The organism is Stenotrophomonas sp. YJH_SMC_73 (genome assembly GCF_059370155.1).
Genome location: NZ_JCAFTJ010000001.1, coordinates 71,538 through 88,017, shown reverse-complemented (window position 1 = coordinate 88,017; position 16,480 = coordinate 71,538). Strand labels below are relative to the sequence as shown.

14 protein-coding genes are annotated in these 16,480 nt (G+C 68.7%); 9 read left to right on the top strand and 5 right to left on the bottom strand.

The annotated features are described in order from the left end of the window. Positions 1 to 7 precede the first annotated feature (7 nt). Positions 8 to 295: a co-chaperone GroES gene (locus AC5P8R_RS00420; RefSeq protein ID WP_005411227.1), complete on the bottom strand. Its 288-nt coding sequence runs from the start codon at positions 293 to 295 to the stop codon at positions 8 to 10. A 311-nt stretch (positions 296 to 606) separates the two neighbouring features. On the opposite strand from AC5P8R_RS00420, the gene AC5P8R_RS00415 reads away from it, so the two are divergent. The 5 genes from AC5P8R_RS00415 to AC5P8R_RS00395 all read left to right on the top strand — a co-directional run bounded on the left by AC5P8R_RS00415 (position 607) and on the right by AC5P8R_RS00395 (position 8,890). Further along, a complete protein-coding gene (locus AC5P8R_RS00415; protein ID WP_014648594.1) occupies positions 607 to 2,397 on the top strand; it encodes an endonuclease in 1,791 nt (596 codons plus the stop codon). Between the two features lie 68 nt (positions 2,398 to 2,465). Then, on the top strand, positions 2,466 to 2,804 hold the full coding sequence (gene cutA, locus AC5P8R_RS00410; RefSeq protein WP_014648595.1) for a divalent-cation tolerance protein CutA: 339 nt from the start codon (positions 2,466 to 2,468) through the stop codon (positions 2,802 to 2,804). Further along, a complete protein-coding gene (locus AC5P8R_RS00405) occupies positions 2,801 to 5,182 on the top strand; it encodes a protein-disulfide reductase DsbD family protein (RefSeq protein ID WP_014648596.1) in 2,382 nt (793 codons plus the stop codon). Before cutA ends, AC5P8R_RS00405 begins: the two co-directional genes overlap by 4 nt. Further along, a complete protein-coding gene (locus AC5P8R_RS00400) occupies positions 5,179 to 5,742 on the top strand; it encodes a TlpA family protein disulfide reductase (RefSeq protein WP_126411418.1) in 564 nt (187 codons plus the stop codon). The genes AC5P8R_RS00405 and AC5P8R_RS00400 overlap by 4 nt, the downstream gene beginning before the upstream one ends. Positions 5,743 to 6,367: 625 nt before the next feature. Next, positions 6,368 to 8,890 carry a PepSY domain-containing protein gene (locus AC5P8R_RS00395; protein WP_495222891.1) on the top strand — a complete coding sequence of 841 codons (2,523 nt, stop codon included), beginning with the start codon at positions 6,368 to 6,370 and terminating at the stop codon, positions 8,888 to 8,890. A 92-nt stretch (positions 8,891 to 8,982) separates the two neighbouring features. Here the strand turns inward: AC5P8R_RS00395 and AC5P8R_RS00390 are convergent, their stop codons facing one another. Continuing rightward, positions 8,983 to 11,520: a methyl-accepting chemotaxis protein gene (locus tag AC5P8R_RS00390; protein ID WP_495222890.1), complete on the bottom strand. Its 2,538-nt coding sequence runs from the start codon at positions 11,518 to 11,520 to the stop codon at positions 8,983 to 8,985. A gap of 203 nt (positions 11,521 to 11,723) precedes the next feature. On the opposite strand from AC5P8R_RS00390, the gene AC5P8R_RS00385 reads away from it, so the two are divergent. Further along, positions 11,724 to 12,563, top strand: a complete 840-nt coding sequence (locus AC5P8R_RS00385; RefSeq protein ID WP_495222889.1) for an arylamine N-acetyltransferase family protein — start codon at positions 11,724 to 11,726, stop codon at positions 12,561 to 12,563. Between the two features lie 65 nt (positions 12,564 to 12,628). Here AC5P8R_RS00385 and AC5P8R_RS00380 read toward each other — a convergent pair whose 3' ends face one another. After that, positions 12,629 to 13,000 carry a VOC family protein gene (locus AC5P8R_RS00380; RefSeq protein ID WP_032959087.1) on the bottom strand — a complete coding sequence of 124 codons (372 nt, stop codon included), beginning with the start codon at positions 12,998 to 13,000 and terminating at the stop codon, positions 12,629 to 12,631. A gap of 82 nt (positions 13,001 to 13,082) precedes the next feature. On the opposite strand from AC5P8R_RS00380, the gene AC5P8R_RS00375 reads away from it, so the two are divergent. Then, a complete protein-coding gene (locus AC5P8R_RS00375) occupies positions 13,083 to 13,799 on the top strand; it encodes a transporter substrate-binding domain-containing protein (protein WP_495222888.1) in 717 nt (238 codons plus the stop codon). Between the two features lie 34 nt (positions 13,800 to 13,833). Here the strand turns inward: AC5P8R_RS00375 and AC5P8R_RS00370 are convergent, their stop codons facing one another. Further along, positions 13,834 to 14,733: a LysR substrate-binding domain-containing protein gene (locus AC5P8R_RS00370; RefSeq protein WP_495222887.1), complete on the bottom strand. Its 900-nt coding sequence runs from the start codon at positions 14,731 to 14,733 to the stop codon at positions 13,834 to 13,836. A gap of 98 nt (positions 14,734 to 14,831) precedes the next feature. Here AC5P8R_RS00370 and AC5P8R_RS00365 point away from each other — a divergent pair, with 98 nt between their 5' ends. After that, positions 14,832 to 14,975, top strand: coding sequence for a hypothetical protein (locus tag AC5P8R_RS00365; protein ID WP_162838509.1), 144 nt, complete (start codon positions 14,832 to 14,834; stop codon positions 14,973 to 14,975). Between the two features lie 7 nt (positions 14,976 to 14,982). Here the strand turns inward: AC5P8R_RS00365 and AC5P8R_RS00360 are convergent, their stop codons facing one another. After that, positions 14,983 to 15,549, bottom strand: a complete 567-nt coding sequence (locus AC5P8R_RS00360) for a GIY-YIG nuclease family protein (protein WP_014648604.1) — start codon at positions 15,547 to 15,549, stop codon at positions 14,983 to 14,985. A 132-nt stretch (positions 15,550 to 15,681) separates the two neighbouring features. Here AC5P8R_RS00360 and AC5P8R_RS00355 point away from each other — a divergent pair, with 132 nt between their 5' ends. Then, positions 15,682 to 16,476, top strand: coding sequence for a D-alanyl-D-alanine carboxypeptidase family protein (locus tag AC5P8R_RS00355; protein WP_495222982.1), 795 nt, complete (start codon positions 15,682 to 15,684; stop codon positions 16,474 to 16,476). The last annotated feature ends 4 nt before the right edge of the window (positions 16,477 to 16,480 follow it).

Genomic DNA, 16,480 nt, shown 5'->3' with positions numbered 1-16,480 from the left:
CCGGGGCTCAGCCGATGACGGCGAGCACGTCGTCTTCGCGCAGGACCTTGTATTCGACGCCTTCGCTCTTGTACGAGCTGCCGGCGTACTGGCCGTAGATGACCTTGTCGCCGACCTTCAGCGACGGCGCGCGCACGTTGCCGTTGTCCAGCGGCTTGCCGGGGCCGACGGCCACGACCTCACCCTTGGTGGACTTTTCCTTGGCCGAGTCGGGGATGACGATGCCACCGGCGGAGATTTCGTCGGCTTCGATCGGCTTGACCACAACGCGGTCGTGCAGCGGCTTGATGCTCATAGGAGACCTCTTAAGTGATTGATTGGTCTAAAAAAGTCCGGCGATGTTAGCACTCACCCCAAGCGAGTGCCAGAACCGCACGTGAAGAAACCCGACAACGTCGGGAGCAGGGCAGAGATGGAGCCCCGCCGCCCCCTTTCAAGGGCGGAATGAAAAAATTTTTCCGCCCGCGCGCCTCGGCCAAGGCGTCGGTCTTGGACAATTTCGGTGACAAGCGTCGCACTGTCAGATATCTGACGTTCATTTACGACAAAGTGTCACTGGATCGGCCTTAGGCTCGGTCAGGCATTCCCAATCACAAGGAGTAGTCGATGCGATTGCTGTCCCCGCTTGCCGCCGCCTGCCTGCTGGCACTGGCCGCCGCGCCGGCCCAGGCCGAGGTTTTCATCAACGAACTGCACTACGACGACAGCACCGCCGCCGGTGACGTCGGCGAAGCCATCGAAGTGGTCGCCACCGCCGGCGAGGACCTGTCCGGCTACCGCCTCTACCTCTACAACGGCAGCAATCCTTCGGCGGCCGCGGTCTACGCCAACAACCCGGTCCCGGCCGGCACCGCCGCCGGCTGCGGCAGCGCGACCATCGCCGTGGTCAACTACCCGACCAACGGCATCCAGAACGGCCCCAACGACGGCATCGCCCTGGTTGATGCCAGCGGCAAGGTGGTCCAGTTCCTCAGCTACGAGGGCGCCATCACCGCCTCCGGTGGCCCTGCCGCCGGCATGACCAGCCAGAACATCCCGGTGGCCGAGACCAACAGCACGGCCGCGGGCACCTCGCTGCAGCTGACCGGCAGCGGCAGCCAGTACACCCACTTCACCTGGGCCGAGTCGGCCAGGCAGACCTTCGGCAGCTGCAACAACGGCCAGACCTTCAGTGGCGGCGGAACCCCGGGCCCGAACACACCGCCGTCGGTCTCCACCACCACCCCGGCGCAGGGCAGCAGCACCTTCCCGGCCGCCGCCGACCTGGAAGTGGTGTTCAGCGAGACGGTGAACCTGGCCAGTGGCGCCTTCGCCCTGAGCTGCGGCACCTCCGGCAGCGTGCCGTTGACCTTCCCGGCCAGCGGCCGCAGCGTGAAGCTGTCCACCAACACTGCGCTGGTGGCCGGTGAGGCCTGCCGCTTCGACATCCGCGCCGCGCGCATCACCGACCTGCAGGGCGCGCACCCGGCCGCCGACAGCCGCATCGCCTTCACCGTGGCCAGCACCGGCGGCAATCCGGACCCGGGCAACCCGGGCGTGCCGGCCGGCTATTACTCCAAGGTCAACACCAGCAGCCCCAGCCAGCTGCGCTGCTCGCTGCATGCCACCATCAAGGGCCACACCGCCTACCCTTACAGCGGCTCGGGCACCAGTACCTGGACCATTCTGGAAATCGCCGACGAGGATCCGAACAATTCCGGCAGGATCCTCGATGCATATCGCAACCACAGCTACGCCAAGGTGACCGATCGCGCCGGCAGTGGCAGTGGCCTGAAGTACAACCGCGAGCACACCTGGCCGAACTCGCTGGGCTTTGCCACCACCACCGGTGACAAGGGCCTGCCGTACGCGCCGTATACCGACACCCACATGCTGTACCTGACCGACGCGCAGTGGAACGCCGACCGTGGCAACAAGCCGTTCGGCAAGTGCGACGCCAACTGCGGCGAGCGCGCCACCGAGGCCAACAACGGCCAGGGCGGCGGCAGCGGCGGCTATCCGGGCAACTCCAACTGGGTGCGCACGCCGGACGGCAACACCGGCACCTTCGAGGTGTGGGGCAAGCGCAAGGGCGACATGGCGCGTGCGGTGATGTACATGGCGATCCGTTACGAGGGCGGCAAGGATGCGGCCACCGGCCAGTCCGAGCCGGACCTGGAGCTGACCGACGACCGCAGCAAAATCGTCAAGACCAGCAGTTCGCCGGCCTACATGGGCCTGCTGTCCACGCTGATCGACTGGCACCTGTCCGATCCGCCGGATGATGCCGAGCGTGCGCGCAATGACGTGATCTACAGCTTCCAGGGCAACCGCAACCCGTTCATCGACCACCCCGAGTGGGCAACCCCGGCCCTGTTCACCTCGGCCAAGCCGGCCACCTGCCAGCTGGCCAACTGACCGCGCAACGCAGCGGTCCACTGCCGCCGCCGGGCCCTGACCCGGCGGCGGCCCTATACTCGGCGGTCATGTCGACCGTCGATCCCGTCCTGCTGCTGTTGACCACCTGCCCGGACCGGGCCAGTGCCGAGCGCATCGCGCACGCGCTGGTCGGCGAGCGCCTGGCGGCATGCGTGACCCGCCTCGATGGCGCGCAGTCGACCTACCGCTGGCAGGGGGAGGTGACCACCGACGCCGAACTGCAGCTGCTGGTGAAAACCACCGCGAGCCGCGTCGATGACGCAATTGCCCGGATCGTCGCACTGCATCCGTATGAACTCCCGGAGTGCATCGCGGTCGAAACCCGGGCCGGCCTGCCGGCGTATCTGGACTGGATCCGGGCACAGACCCGGGAGGACACTGATTGAAGACTCTGTTTGCGCGCGGCGCCGCCTTGTGCGCCCTGTTGTGGCTCTCGCTGCCGGCCTTCGCGCTGGATGAGAAGGACCTGCTGCCGGTGGACCAGGCGTTCGCGCTGACCGCCAGTGCCCCCGAACGGGGCCAGGTGCAACTGCAGTTCAAGATCGCACCGGGCTATTACCTATATCGCCACCGCACCAGCGTCAAGGCCGACCCGGCCTTCAATGCCGGCGCGCTGCAGATGCCCAAGGGCGACAAGCACCACGACGATTTCTTCGGCGAAGTCGAGACCTATCGCGAGCGCCTGCAGGCCACCCTGCCCGGCACGCCGTCCGAGGCTGCCGGCACCATCAGCCTGGAAGTGCGTTACCAGGGCTGCGCCGATGCCGGTGTCTGCTACCCGCCGCAGAAGCGCGTGGTGCAGGTCACCCTGCCGGGCGCCGGTGCGGCGGCGGCGGTGCCTGCCGCGCGTGCCGGTGCGGCCAGCCCGTTCAACAACCCGCTGGCCGGTGCCGGCAACAGCGGTGGCCTGCGCCTGCCGGGCGCGGCCAACAACAGCCAGGCCCTGCCGCTGCCGTCGGAACAGGCGTTCGGCTTCGATGCCATCGCCAGTGACGGCAACACCCTGCTGCTGCGCTTCAGCCCAGCGCCCGGCTATTACCTGTATCGCGACCGCACCTCGCTGAAGCTGGAAGGCAGCGCCGGCGTGCTGGCCGGCAAGCCGCGCTGGCCAGCCGCGCAATCGCATCGCGACGAGCACTTCGGCGATGTCTCGGTCTACTTCAACCAGGTGGAAGTGCCGCTGCCGCTGCGCCGCACTGTCACTGATGCCGTCGACAGCACCCTGGTGGTGACCTTCCAGGGCTGCCAGACCGATGGCATCTGCTACCCGCCGATGACCCGCCGGGTGAAGCTGTCGATTCCCGCTGGCAAGCTGTCCGCCAGCATTGACCAGGCGCCAGCGCGCAACGAGGTGATCAGCCCGCTGCCCGCCGCCGGCGTGCCACGTGAATCCGCCAACGGCGCACCGTTGCGCCTGCTGCCGACCGTCCCCAACGACGGCATTGCCACTCCCGCCGCCAGCGGCAGTGAGGGTGCGCGCAATGAGTTCGCCGCCGACGCGCGCGATGGCAACGCACTGCGCACGCGCCCACCGGCGACAACCCCGAACCCGGACCGTTCGTTCGTCTGGGTGCTGCTGCTGGCGCTGGCCGGTGGCCTGGTGCTGAACCTGATGCCCTGCGTGCTGCCGATCCTGTCGCTGAAGGTGCTGAGCCTGGCGCAGAGTGGCGAAAGCCCTGAGCGGGCACGCAGCCATGCCCTCTGGTACACGCTGGGCGTGCTGGTCGCGTTCGCGGTGATCGGCGCGCTGATGGTGGGCCTGCGCGCGATCGGCAACGCCGTCGGCATCGGCTTCCAGCTGCAGCACCCGGGCGTGGTGGCGGCGCTGGCCTACATCATGTTCGCGGTGGGCCTGAGCCTGTCCGGCGTGTTTACCCTCGGCGGTGGCATCGGCAACCTCGGCCAGTCGCTGGCCAGCCGCAGCGGGCCGGCCGGCGATTTCTTCACCGGTGCGTTGGCCTGCCTGGTCGGCAGCGCCTGCGTCGGCCCGTTCATGGGCGGGGCGATCGCCTACGCGTTCATTGCCCCGCCGCTGAAGGCGATGACCGTATTCCTGTTCCTCGGCCTGGGCCTGGCGCTGCCGTTCCTGCTGATCGGCTTCGTGCCGGCGCTGGCACGCCGCCTGCCCAAGCCCGGCCCGTGGATGGAAACGCTCAAGCACGTGCTGGCCTTCCCGATGTATGCCACCGCACTGTGGCTGCTGTGGGTGCTGGGCAAACAGCGCGGCGTGGACGGCATGGCACTGGTGCTGGGTGGCCTGCTGCTGTTCGCCTTCGGCCTGTGGCTGTTCGAGCGCAATCGCTGGACCGGCTCGCGTGCGGTGACCCTGCTCGGCGTGCTGCTGGCGATCGGCGCGCTGGTTCCTGCCTGGGGCGTGACCCAGCTGGCACCACCGGCGCGGGCCGCACAGGCCGCCAGCGAGAACGTGGTCGAGTATTCGCCGCAGTTGCTGGACCGCCTGCGTGCGGACAACCGCGTGGTGTTCGTCAACATGACTGCCGACTGGTGCGTGAGCTGCAAGGCCAATGAACGTGCCGTGCTGTCGCGGCCGGAGTTCAAGGAACTGCTCAAGCGCACCAACGCGGTGTACATGCGCGGTGACTACACCAACGTCGACCCGCAGATCACCACGTTCCTTGAAGAGCACAAGGCCGTGGGCGTGCCGCTGTACGTGGTGTACGGCCCGGGTGCGCCGCCGACCGTGCTGCCGACCCTGTTGACCCAGGCGGTGGTCGAGGAAGCGCTGCTGCGCACCGCACGATGAAGTGGCAACGGCCAGCGCTGCTGTGGACAGCGGTGCTGGCCGCCGGCCTCGGCCTGTGGGCCGGGCATCGATTCTCACCCGGCCCGTCTGCACCGGCCGCGCCAACGACGGCTTCCACAGCGACGGCCGTGAAGCCTGCCCTGCAGGTGGGTGATCCCTTGCCGGCGCTGATCCTGCCGGACCTGGCGGAACAACCGCTGGACCTGCGCGCCCGCTTCGCCGGCCGGCCGCTGCTGATCAATGTCTGGGCCAGCTGGTGTGCGCCCTGCGTGGAAGAGATGCCCGAACTGGCCCGCTTCGCCGAAGCCCAGGGCGACAACGGTGTGCAGGTGCTGGGCATTGCGCTGGATGCCCCGGACGACGTGCGCGCTTTCCTGCTGCGGGTACCGGTGGACTACCCGATCGTGGTCGAGACGCCGGGGCCAGGCGATGCCAGCGTGCAACTGGGCAATACGCAGGGCCTGCTGCCCTACAGCGTGCTGTTCGATGCACAGGGGCGGCGGGTGAAGGCAAAGCTGGGGCCGTTCGCCCACGGCGAGATCGACGGCTGGGTGAAGTGAGGGTGTTTTTGCAGGGCTTGGAGCCCTGCACCCTGCTCAATGCAACGGCAACAGCCAAAGCGGGCTTTCCGTGGGATGGCGGGGCGCTGTGGCTGTGCAGGACACGCCGTAAACCCGTCCGTGGGGGCTCGATGGCGCCATCCATGGCGCCAACGGTCCTGCACAGCCACACCGCCCCACCTTCGACAGATTCCGGCGGCTGTTGGTAGGTGTCGACCTTGGTCGACACATCTGTCAGATATCGATATTCAGAACGGAATCAGACCCCGTGCCGACCAACGGTCGGCACCCACCAAAGCAGAACGCCGTTCCGACAGATCGCAGGAAACTGTCGAAGGCGGGGTGGGTCCGGTTGAGGGGGCGTGAGCGCCATGGATGGCGCGACCGAGCCTCCATGGACGGGTTCATGGCGTCCCCCGCAACCGGACCCACCCCGCCTACCTGCTAAAAATCCACTGTTTGTGCTGTTGCCGGCCAGCGGCCGGCACTACCGCGGGTGCCGGGCGCAGCCCGGCCGGCAACCCCTGCTTGACCGCAGCCGGGGCGCCGCGGAGAATTCCGCGACTAATTCTCATTTGCTGTTGCGCAGGATGCGGGCGGCAGCCTCCCGGGCCCCTCTCCTTCGATGTTCAAGAACGTCCTGTTCCAACTGCATTGGCTGCTGGGCATTACCGCCGGTGCCGTCCTGGCCCTGATGGGCCTCAGCGGCGCCATGCTGTCCTTCGAGGACGAGCTGCTGCGCGCGGCCAATCCTGGCTTCGCTGAGATCGCCGAGCACCATGCGGACGGCCAGCATCCCCTTGCACTCAGCGAACTGGTGCCGTTGCTGCAGGCTGGCAGCGAGCGCCCCCTGCAACGCCTGCGCGTGGATGCGACCGGACAGCGGCCGTCGGTCGCGCGCTTTGCCGGCGGCAAGGAACACTGGGTGTACTTCGATCCGTACAGCGGCGAGCGCTTCAGCGCCCTGCGCGGGCAGGCATTCTTCGACGTCGTCGAGGACCTGCATCGCCACCTCGCTGCCGGTGAGCGCGGCAAGTGGATCACCGGCAGCTGTGCAATCGCGCTGCTGTTCTTCACCCTGTCCGGTCTCTACCTGCGCTGGCCACGACGCTGGTGGCACTGGCGCAGCTGGCTGGCGGTGGAGTGGACGCGCAGCGGCCGAGGCTTCCTGTGGAGCCTGCACTCGGTGGTCGGCACCTGGGTGCTGCTGATCTACCTGATGAGTGCGCTGACCGGCCTGTGGTGGTCGTTTGACTGGTACCGCAACGCGGCCAACACGCTGCTCGGTGTGGCGCCGGCGGCAAAGCACACGGTTGCCGCCGACGCGGCACTGGACGTCCATCGCATCGAGGCCACGCTGTACGCGCTACCCGGCGTGCGCACCGGCTTCATCGACCTGCGCCTGCCGGAGAAGCCGGGGCAGGCGCTGAACGTGCGGGTGATGGCCGGTGATCCGTCGCAGCGCGGCGGCCACCACGACCGTGCGCATGACCTGCTGCAGCTCGATCCGGCCAGCGGCGCGGTTCTCGATGCCCGCCCGTACGCACGCCAGGGCGCGGGCGGACAGCTGGCCACCAGCGTGTTCGCGCTGCATTCGGGCAGCTACTTCGGTGTGCCCGGGCGCGTGGTGGTGATGCTCAGCAGCCTGGGCATGAGCCTGTTCTTCATCACCGGCTGGATGCTGTACCTGGACCGCCGCCGCAGCCAGCGTGCAGCGCGAGGGCTGCGCCGCGCGCTGCCGGCCACGACCACCGATGGCCGTAGTCCGCCGTGGCTGGTGGTGCATGCCAGCCAGAGCGGACTGGGCGAACAACTGGCGTGGCGTGCGGCCGCGCAGCTGCAGGCGTCCGGTCATGCGGTGCAGGTGCTATCGCTGGCCCGCGTCGGTGCCGCGACGCTGCAGGCCACCTCCCAGGCGCTGCTCGTGCTGAGCACGTTCGGCGACGGCGAGCCACCGGATGCCACGCGCCGCGCGGCGCGGCTGCTGCTCGCACAACGCCTGGACCTGTCGCGCCTGCAGTTCGGCCTGCTCGCGCTGGGCGACCGCCAGTACCCGCATTACTGCGGCTTCGGCCGCCAGTTCGATGGCTGGCTGATCGGCAACGGCGCGCGCCCGCTGTTCGAGCGCATCGATGTCGATGCCGCTTCGGTGCCGGCATTGCGCCAATGGCAGCAGCAGCTGGGTACGCTCACCGGCATCGTCACCGATGACAGCGTGCTGCCTGCGGCTACGCAGATGCATGAGTGGCGCCTGCTCGGCCGCGACCACCTCAACCCGGGCAGCGTCGGCGGAGCCATCTGGCGTATCCGTCTTGCCGCACCGGCCGACGTGCAGTGGCAGGCGGGTGACATCCTGCACATCGCACCCCGCCACAACGCGCGGCATGCCGGTGCCGTGCTGAAGGGACACGGTCTGGATCCGCTGCAGCCCCTGCTGGTCGATGGCCATCCGCGCACGCTGCTGGCACTGGCCAGTGAACGCGAGCTGCCCGAGGCCGATGCCGCGCTGGCGGTGCAGGATGCCTGCCTGTGGCTGGCCGGGCTGCCGCTGCTGCCCAGCCGCGAGTATTCGATCGCCTCCTGCACGGATGACGGCGTGGTGGAGCTGGTGGTGCGGCTGGTGCATGACGCCTCCGGTCGCGCCGGGTTGGGCTCGGGCTGGCTGTCGTTGCATGCACCGATCGGTGCCGGCATCGTCGCCCGCGTGCATCGCAACCCCGGTTTCCATCGCGTCAGCGGCGCGCCGATGGTGCTGATCGGCAACGGCACCGGCATCGCCGGGCTGCGCAGCCTGTTGCGCGAAGCTGCCCACGCAGGCGAGCGCGGGCACTGGCTGCTGTTCGGTGAACGCCAGCGCGCACACGACTTCCTGTTCGCCGACGAGATCGAAGCCTGGCAGGCCAATGGCCATCTCACGCGGGTGGACCTGGCGTTCTCGCGCGATGGCGAGGGTGGTTACGTGCAGGATCGCCTGCGTGCGGCCGTCGATGCGCTGCGCGACTGGATGCAGCGCGGTGCGGTGATCCATGTCTGTGGGTCGTTGCAGGGCATGGCCGAAGGCGTGGACCAGGTGCTGCGTACTGCGCTGGGTGATGAAGCGGTGGAAACGCTGCTGGAAAACGGGCGCTACCGCCGCGACGTGTATTGATTCCTGCCGCCGAACGCTGGTGTGAGCCGAGCATGGGCTCGGCTCTACAGTGTTCGTGCAGCCGATGTAGCGCCGAGCCCACGCTCGGCTGACTAGGCCGCCGCGCGCGCCTGCGGCATCGACTGCAAGCGGAACGCGCCCACGGCTTCTGCCAAAGCACGCACCTGCGCCTGCATCTGCGCAGTCGAGGCCCCCGCCTCTTCCACCAGGCTGGCGTTGCGCTGGGTGCTGGCTTCCATCTGCACGATGGTCTGGTTCACCTGAGCGATGCCCGCATGCTGGTCCTGCGACGCACTGCGGATACCTGCCAGCAGCTCGGCCAGCTGCTGCACGCTGCCGACGATCTCGCCCATCGTGGTGCCGGCCTGCGCGGCCTGCTGGTTGCCCTGGCCGACACGCGCCACCGAATCCTCGATCAGCCCCTTGATCTGCTTGGCCGCCTCGGCACTGCGCTGCGCCAGCAGGCGCACTTCGGCGGCCACCACGGCGAAGCTGCGGCCCTGCTCGCCGGCACGCGCCGCTTCCACCGCCGCATTGAGGGCAAGGATGTTGGTCTGGAAGGCGATGCCGTCGATCAACTGGGTGATGTCGCCGATCCGTCGCGAGGCTTCGCTGATGCCATGCATGGTCGCGACCACCTGGCCGACCGCCTCGCCACCCCGCTGGGCCACCGCCGCCGCGCCCTGCACCAGTGCATCGGCGCGGCCTGCGGCATCGGCGTTGCGGCCGACGGTATCGGTCAGCTCCTGCATCGACGCCGCGGTCTCTTCCAGGTTGGCGGCCTGCTGCTCGGTGCGCCGCGACAGATCGTGATGGCCGGCGACGATCTCGCCAACGCCGGTATCCAGGCCGGAGGTGGCCTGCTGGATGCGGGTGACGATGCGGCCCAGCTGCGCGACGGTGGCATTGGCATCGTCGCGCATGCGCGCGAACACGCCCTGCAGGTCCCCCTCCATGCGCACGCTGAGGTCGCCGCGGGCCAGCGCAGCCAGCAGTGCCTGCAGGTCACCAAGGTTGGTTTCAAAGGTGGCCAGCAGGCGGTTGATGCTGGTCGACAAGGTGCGCACGAAGCCCTGCTTGCCCTCCAGCACGATACGGCCATGCAGGTCGCCGCGTGCTGCAGCATCGACCAGGGCAGCGACCTCGGTTTCCAGCAGCGTCTCCAGCGCACGACTGCGCCACTCCACCGCTACGCCGAGGAACTGCCCTTCGTCGATGATGGGGTTGGCAATCAGCTGGTAGCGCACGCCGGCATGGCCGATCTCGCGCTCCTCGCGCTGGCGCGCGGCGGCCAGGCTGGCCAGCGCCGGATGCAGGCCCACGGCATCGCTGCCCACCAGATCTTCGGCCTCGCGCTCGAGTTGCTGCAGCAGTGCCGGATTGACGTAGGCCACCTGGCCCTCGGCATCGATCACCATCAGCCCGGTCTGCGCACTGTCCAATGCCTGCCGCACACGGGTGTTGCCGCGCGCCACGGCACGCTCGGCCTCGATGCGCGCGCGCAGGCGCTGCTGCATGTCGACCAGGCGCTGCGCCAGCTGGCCGATTTCATCGTTGGCGTTGTAGACACGCAGGGTGGTGTCGAGTCGGTCGTCGGCGACGTCGCTGGCGAAGCGCAGGGTGTCCTGGATCGGCTGGCGCACCGCACGCCGCACCAGCACCAGGCTGGTGATCAACACACCGGCGACCAGCAGCAGGGTCACCGCGAACAGCACGCTCATGGTGCGTGCGCCGGCCTGCTGGCGCGCCTGTGCCTTGGCCAGCGCCGCCACCTGGGCCTGCTGGAAGGCGGCCAGCGCCGGCGCCACGCCGGCGGCGGTATCCAGCAGCGATTGCGCCTCTACATCCAGGCCCACGCGGGCGGCGGTATAGCCCAGCAATGCGGCCTGATAGGCCTCCATGCCGTTACGAAGGGCATCCTGCGCATCGGTCGGCAGGCCCACCAGTGCGAGATCGAACGGCAGCTTTTCTTCGCTCGCACGGTCGGCATGGGTGGAGTCGCCATCGAGCAGCAGCAGTGCCTCCTGTCGGCGCATCTTCTGCAGGGACAACGCCAACGAAGGCCGCTGCAACGCATCCACCTGCGCCTGCAGGGCGTCGGCGGCCTGCTGCAATTGCGCGGCGAGGCCGGCATCGCCACGACCCATCTCATCGACGCGTTCGAACAGGGCGGCCACACCCTGCGAGAACGCGCCGGCGGCTTCGGTCAGTGCCTGCAGCGCCTCGCGCCGGCCGGGATCCATCGGCATCGCGCGCAGCGCCTGAAGATCGGCCTGGAGCGCCTTCTGCGTCGCCAGCAGCTGCGCGCGGTCGGCATCGTCGAAACTACGTGCATACTGGGTCTGCAGACGACGCGCCTCGGCCACCCGCGTGGCCACGCTCGCGGCCAGATCGCTGCCGTGCTGGTAGCTGGCCTGGCTGCGCGCCGCCTGCGTGCTGGCATGGCCGGTCCAGGCGTAGACGGCGGCGATCGCGATCAGGCCCAGCCCACAGACCCACAGGGTCGCCTTGAGCTTGCTGGCCACACTGAGCCGATGCGGCTGCAGCCACAGCAGCAGGCCGGGGGACGCCGAGCGCAGTGCGGCAAGCCGCATGCGCAGGGACCGGAGGTGGGGGACGACGGCCGACATGACAGGCTCCAGGCGGAAGGACGCACCTGTATCGGCGGGAAATGGCGCGACTTTAGGGCGCTCCTGGTTCACTCCCACCGATTGCTGGCGGACGCGGCCTTTGTACCCGGCACAGGCGACGGGGGGATGACACCCGCGCAATGCTTGACCTCAACCCCGGTTGGGAGAGCACAGTAGATCTCCCTCCCCCGCCCGGCGCGCGCATGACGACGCTCGATGTCCCCCGCTACCTGCAACGCCTGAAGCTGGATGCACCGCCACCGCTGACGCTGGCGGGCCTGACCCTGCTGCAGCAGCGCCACAACGCACTGCTTCCGTTCGAAACCCTCAGCTGCCTGCTGCGCGATGCAGTACCGATCGACCTGGACAGCGTGCAGCGCAAGCTGCTCGACGACCGTCGTGGCGGCTACTGCTTCGAACTCAACGGCGGCCTGCTGGCACTGCTGCAGGCGCTGGGCTTCGATGCACAGCCGTTGAGCGCGCGCGTGCTGCTGGCCGCCCAGGACGGCGAACTGACCGCACGCACCCACCTGCTGCTGCGCGTGCAGGTGGACGGCGATGACTGGCTGGTGGATGCCGGTTTCGGCAGCCTGACCCCGACCGTGCCGCTGCGGCTGCATGATCCGCAGCCGCAGGCCACGCCCCACGAGCGCTTCCTGTTGCAGCGCCTGCCCGGCGAGGGGGATTTCGTGCTGTCCGCCGAGTCCGGCGATGGCTGGCGGGCGATGTATCGCTTCGACCTGCACGCGCCGGCACCGATCGACAACGTCGTGGGCAACTGGTACGTGTGCACCCATCCCGATTCCAGTTTCCCCGGCCAGCTGCGCGCATCCCTGACCGGGCCGGACTGGCGACGCACCATCGGCAGTGGCAACTACACCGAGTACCGTTCCGGCCAGGCACCGGACAAGCGTCCGCTGCGCGATGTGGGCGACGTGCGCGAGGTGTTGCAGCAGCGCTTCGGCATGCAGCTGCCGGACGACCCACGGCTGGACCCGGCGATCAACGACTGGCTGCAGCGCTCGCGCGCCGCGCCCTTGTAGAGCCGAGCCCATGCTCGGCTGCTGTTGGCCCAGCCGCTCCAGCTCAGCCGAGCATGGGCTCGGCCCTACAGAATCACGCGCGCCTGCAGCGCAATGCGATTGCCTTCGCTGTCGGCGATCTCGGCCACGCGCCAGTCACCGGCATCGGCCGGGCCGAAGCGCAGCTCGGCCCCGGCCTGCAGTGCACGCTCGAGGCTGGCATCCAGGTCATCAACCCCGATGTAGATGCGCGCACCGTGGACGGAGGGCAGATAGTCGGCCCCCCGCACCAGCGCCATGCTGGCACCGGTGGCCTCATCGGCAAACGGCAGGTAGGCCATCCTGCAGTCGTGCAGCAGGATCGGTTCGTCCACCGCCACCTGCAGCCAGTGCTGGTAGAACGTGATGGCCCGGCCCAGGTCAGTGACCGGTATCTCGACGTGCAGGATGGGGTTCATGTCCGCAGGATAACCGGATGCTGACACTGCCTTGCAGGTCCGTACTGGCATGCTGGACCGCCCTTTCCCCGCGGAGTCCTGCATGTCCCTGGCCGATCATCGTGGTGCGCTGGCACCGCTGGGCTTCCTGCGCGTGGCCATCAACCTGGGCAATCCAGTACTGGCGCAGGGGGACGCGCGCTCACCGCGCGGGCCGTCACTGGAACTGGCCACGGCATTGGCGCAGCGCATGGGCGTGCAGGCACGCTTCACCTGCCACGACGCCGCGGCCGCGGTGGTCGCTGCAGCCAGCAAGGAGGCCTGGGACCTGGCCTTCCTGGCCATCGATCCGGCGCGCGCCGACCGCATCGCCTTCAGCGCCCCCTATGTGGAGATCGAAGGCACCTACCTGGTGCGCGAGGACAGCCCTGCGCAGCAGGTGGCCGACCTGGACCGCGATGGCCTGCGCATCGCGGTCGGTCGTGGCGCCGCCTACGACCTGTTCCTCAGCCGCGAACTGCGCCACGCCATGATCGAGCGGGCCGAGACGTCGGCCGCTGCCATCACCCTGTTCGATCTGCAGCGCCTGGATGCCGCCGCCGGCGTGCGCCAGCCGCTGGCCGCCTGGGCGCAGGCGCATCCCGGCCACCGCGTGCTGGCCGACCGTTTCACCGTGATCCAGCAGGCGGTCGCGGCGCCGGCCTCGCGCCCGGCCGATGCATTGCAGGCGCTGTTCGAGGAAGTGGAGGCGATCAAGGCAGGCTCGTTGCTGGGCGAAGCCTTCGCCCGTGCCGGGCAGACGGTTACGTTGGTACGGTGACTGCCGGACACACGCAGTCGAGCATGGCTCGACGCTATAAATGCGCGTCTGCCATGTGCCGGACGTGCTCGGCCGCCTGAGCGTGCAGCCAGTCGCGGAAGGCCAGGAAGCCGCGATGGCGGGCCGAGCGCTGCGGGTAGACCAGCCAATGCGGCCAGGCGGTTTTCAGTCGCAGGCTGGACAGCGCCACCAGTTGGCCGGAATCCAGCAGCAGGCGCGCCCGCGTCACCCGTCCCAGCGCTACGCCCACCCCGTCCAGCGCCGCACGGTGATGCGCCTCCGAATCATCCAGCACCGCCACGAAGCGCGGCGGCGGGTTCTGCCCACTCAGCGCGAACCAGGCGCCCCACGCGCCATCGGGATCCCCCAGCAGCGGCCACTGGTTCAGCGGCACGCGGTCGATCCCTCCCATGCGTTCGATCAGCGCCGGGCTGGCCATCGGCAGCAGCCACTCGTCGAACAGCGGCTCCACCACCAGGCCCGGCCACTGCCCGCTGCCCAGCCGCAGCGCGGCGTCGAACTGGCGCTGTCGCTCGAAGTCAATCAGGCGTTCACTCGACTGCAGGTTGATCTCGATCTGTGGATGCTCGGCAACGAAGTGCCCCAAGCGCGGCACCAGCCACGCCGACGCCATCGACGGTACCGCGCTGATCGTCAGCACGTGCTCGGCGCGTGCGGCATAGGGCTGGAAGGCCTCGTTGATCGCATCCAGATGCGGGCCGACCTGGTCGAGCAGGCGCTGCCCTTCCAGGGTGAGGGTGACGCCGCGTGGCTGGCGGACCAGCAGTGGCTGCCCCAGCCGCTCTTCCAGCTGGCGCATCTGATGGCTGAGCGCACTGACGGTCAGGTTCATCGACGCCGCTGCGCGTGACAGGTTGCCCAGCCGCGCGGCGGCCACGAAACCCTGCAGGACGTGAAGGGGCGGACGGGACATCAGGCTTGAATTCCTCTCAAGGCATGCTTGCGGAAATGTCGCTTTTTCCCGGTCAATGCTGCCCGTATCGTGCAATCCACTCAAGTGGAGGGACGCTCATGAACATCTACGGCAGCCTGTTGTTCCTGCAGGGCCACGTGGCCAACGCCGAACTGGCCCGGCAGCTGGCCTGCCCGTCCACCGGCTCCCCCACGGGTGCGCCGCAACCGGCCGCGCCGGTTCAGAAACCGCGTGGCCGTTGAACACGGCTCAACCTGCATACCAACGCTGGACGTGTTCAGGCAGCCATGGCATTGGGTCGATATCCAGCACCCGGCAACCGTCGAGGGTGTCACGCAGCACGCGCTCGCCGGGGCCACCGGGCATGCGCAGGCCATCCTCTTCCGGAAGCTGCACCGCCGCCCAGTCGTGCAGCCGGTCCATGCGCAGGCGCTGGGCGGCCTGCAGCCAAGCCTTGAGCTGGAAACAGCGATAGCCCTGTGCGCCCAACGCATCAACCGCGAGCGACAACGCCTGGTTGGCACCACGCACCCATTCGGTGCGACCTCCGGCCTTGTCCTGGACCGTCATCGGCGCCGGCGCGCGGTGCGCCTTGAACGGCGAACGCAGCTGCAGCTCCAGATCACGCGCATCGCGCTCGCTCTCCGCTTCCACCAGCGTACCGGCATCAAGGTCGAAGAACTCGAACCAGCGCCGGTGCAATGCGCTGATGCGCCCGAGCGGATCGCGTGAAAAGCCGATCTTCGCGTAGTCCTCCCACGCACAGGGGAAGACGTAGGCGAAGACACGACCGTCGATGCGGATATGCGACTGCATGTGCGCAGGCTGCCTCCACTGCAGCCCGGGCGCAACCGGGCGTTGCCGTGGGCGCCGCAGGGCTTTGGCAGTACAGCTTCATGCAGCCGCTTCGGACTATCCTTGCTGGCTGTCGCTGTCATCACCGCCACCATGCCTGCTCCTGCGCCTGCCCACCTGCCGGTCTCGTCCATCACCCTGGACGCGGCAACCTTCGCGGTGGTCCACCAGCACAACGCGGACATCGCGCGGCAACCGGCCTCGCTGACCAAGCTGATGACCGCCTACGCCGCTTACGGATGCGTCGAAGAGAACGGTGGCACGTGGGACCAGGCGGTCACCATCGCCGCCGAGGATGTGCTTGCCGTAGCCGATGATGAAACACGCATGGGCCTGGTGCCCGGCGAAACGGTCACGCTGGCGCGCCTGCTGGAAGGGTTGATGATCGTCTCCGGCAATGATGCGGCGCTGGCCATCGCACGCCATCTGGACGGATCACAGCCTGCGTTCCTGGGCCGCATGAACTGGCACGCGCGCCAGCTTGGCCTGCGCAGCACGCGGTTCGCCAGCGTGTCCGGCATCACCACCCCGCACCATGCCTCCAGCGCGCGCGACATGGCGGTACTCGCCGCCTGCCTGCTGAATGACCATCCGCAGATCCTGGCAATCACCGCGCAGCGCACGTTCGCGCATGGCCGCTTCAGCCGCAGCAACCAGAACGCACTGCTTGGCGAAGACGGCGTGGATGGATTGAAGACCGGTTACACCCAGGCCGCAGGCTTCTGCCTGGCCGCCACTGCCTGCCGGGCTGTGCCCGGGCGGAACCTGCCGGTACGCCTGATCACCGTGGTGCTGGGCGCTGAAAGCCGCGACGCACGCGATGCCCTTGTGCGCGAGCGGCTGGCCGCCGGGTTTGCGGCGCTGGCCGACACCACCGTCGACGCCTGAGCGG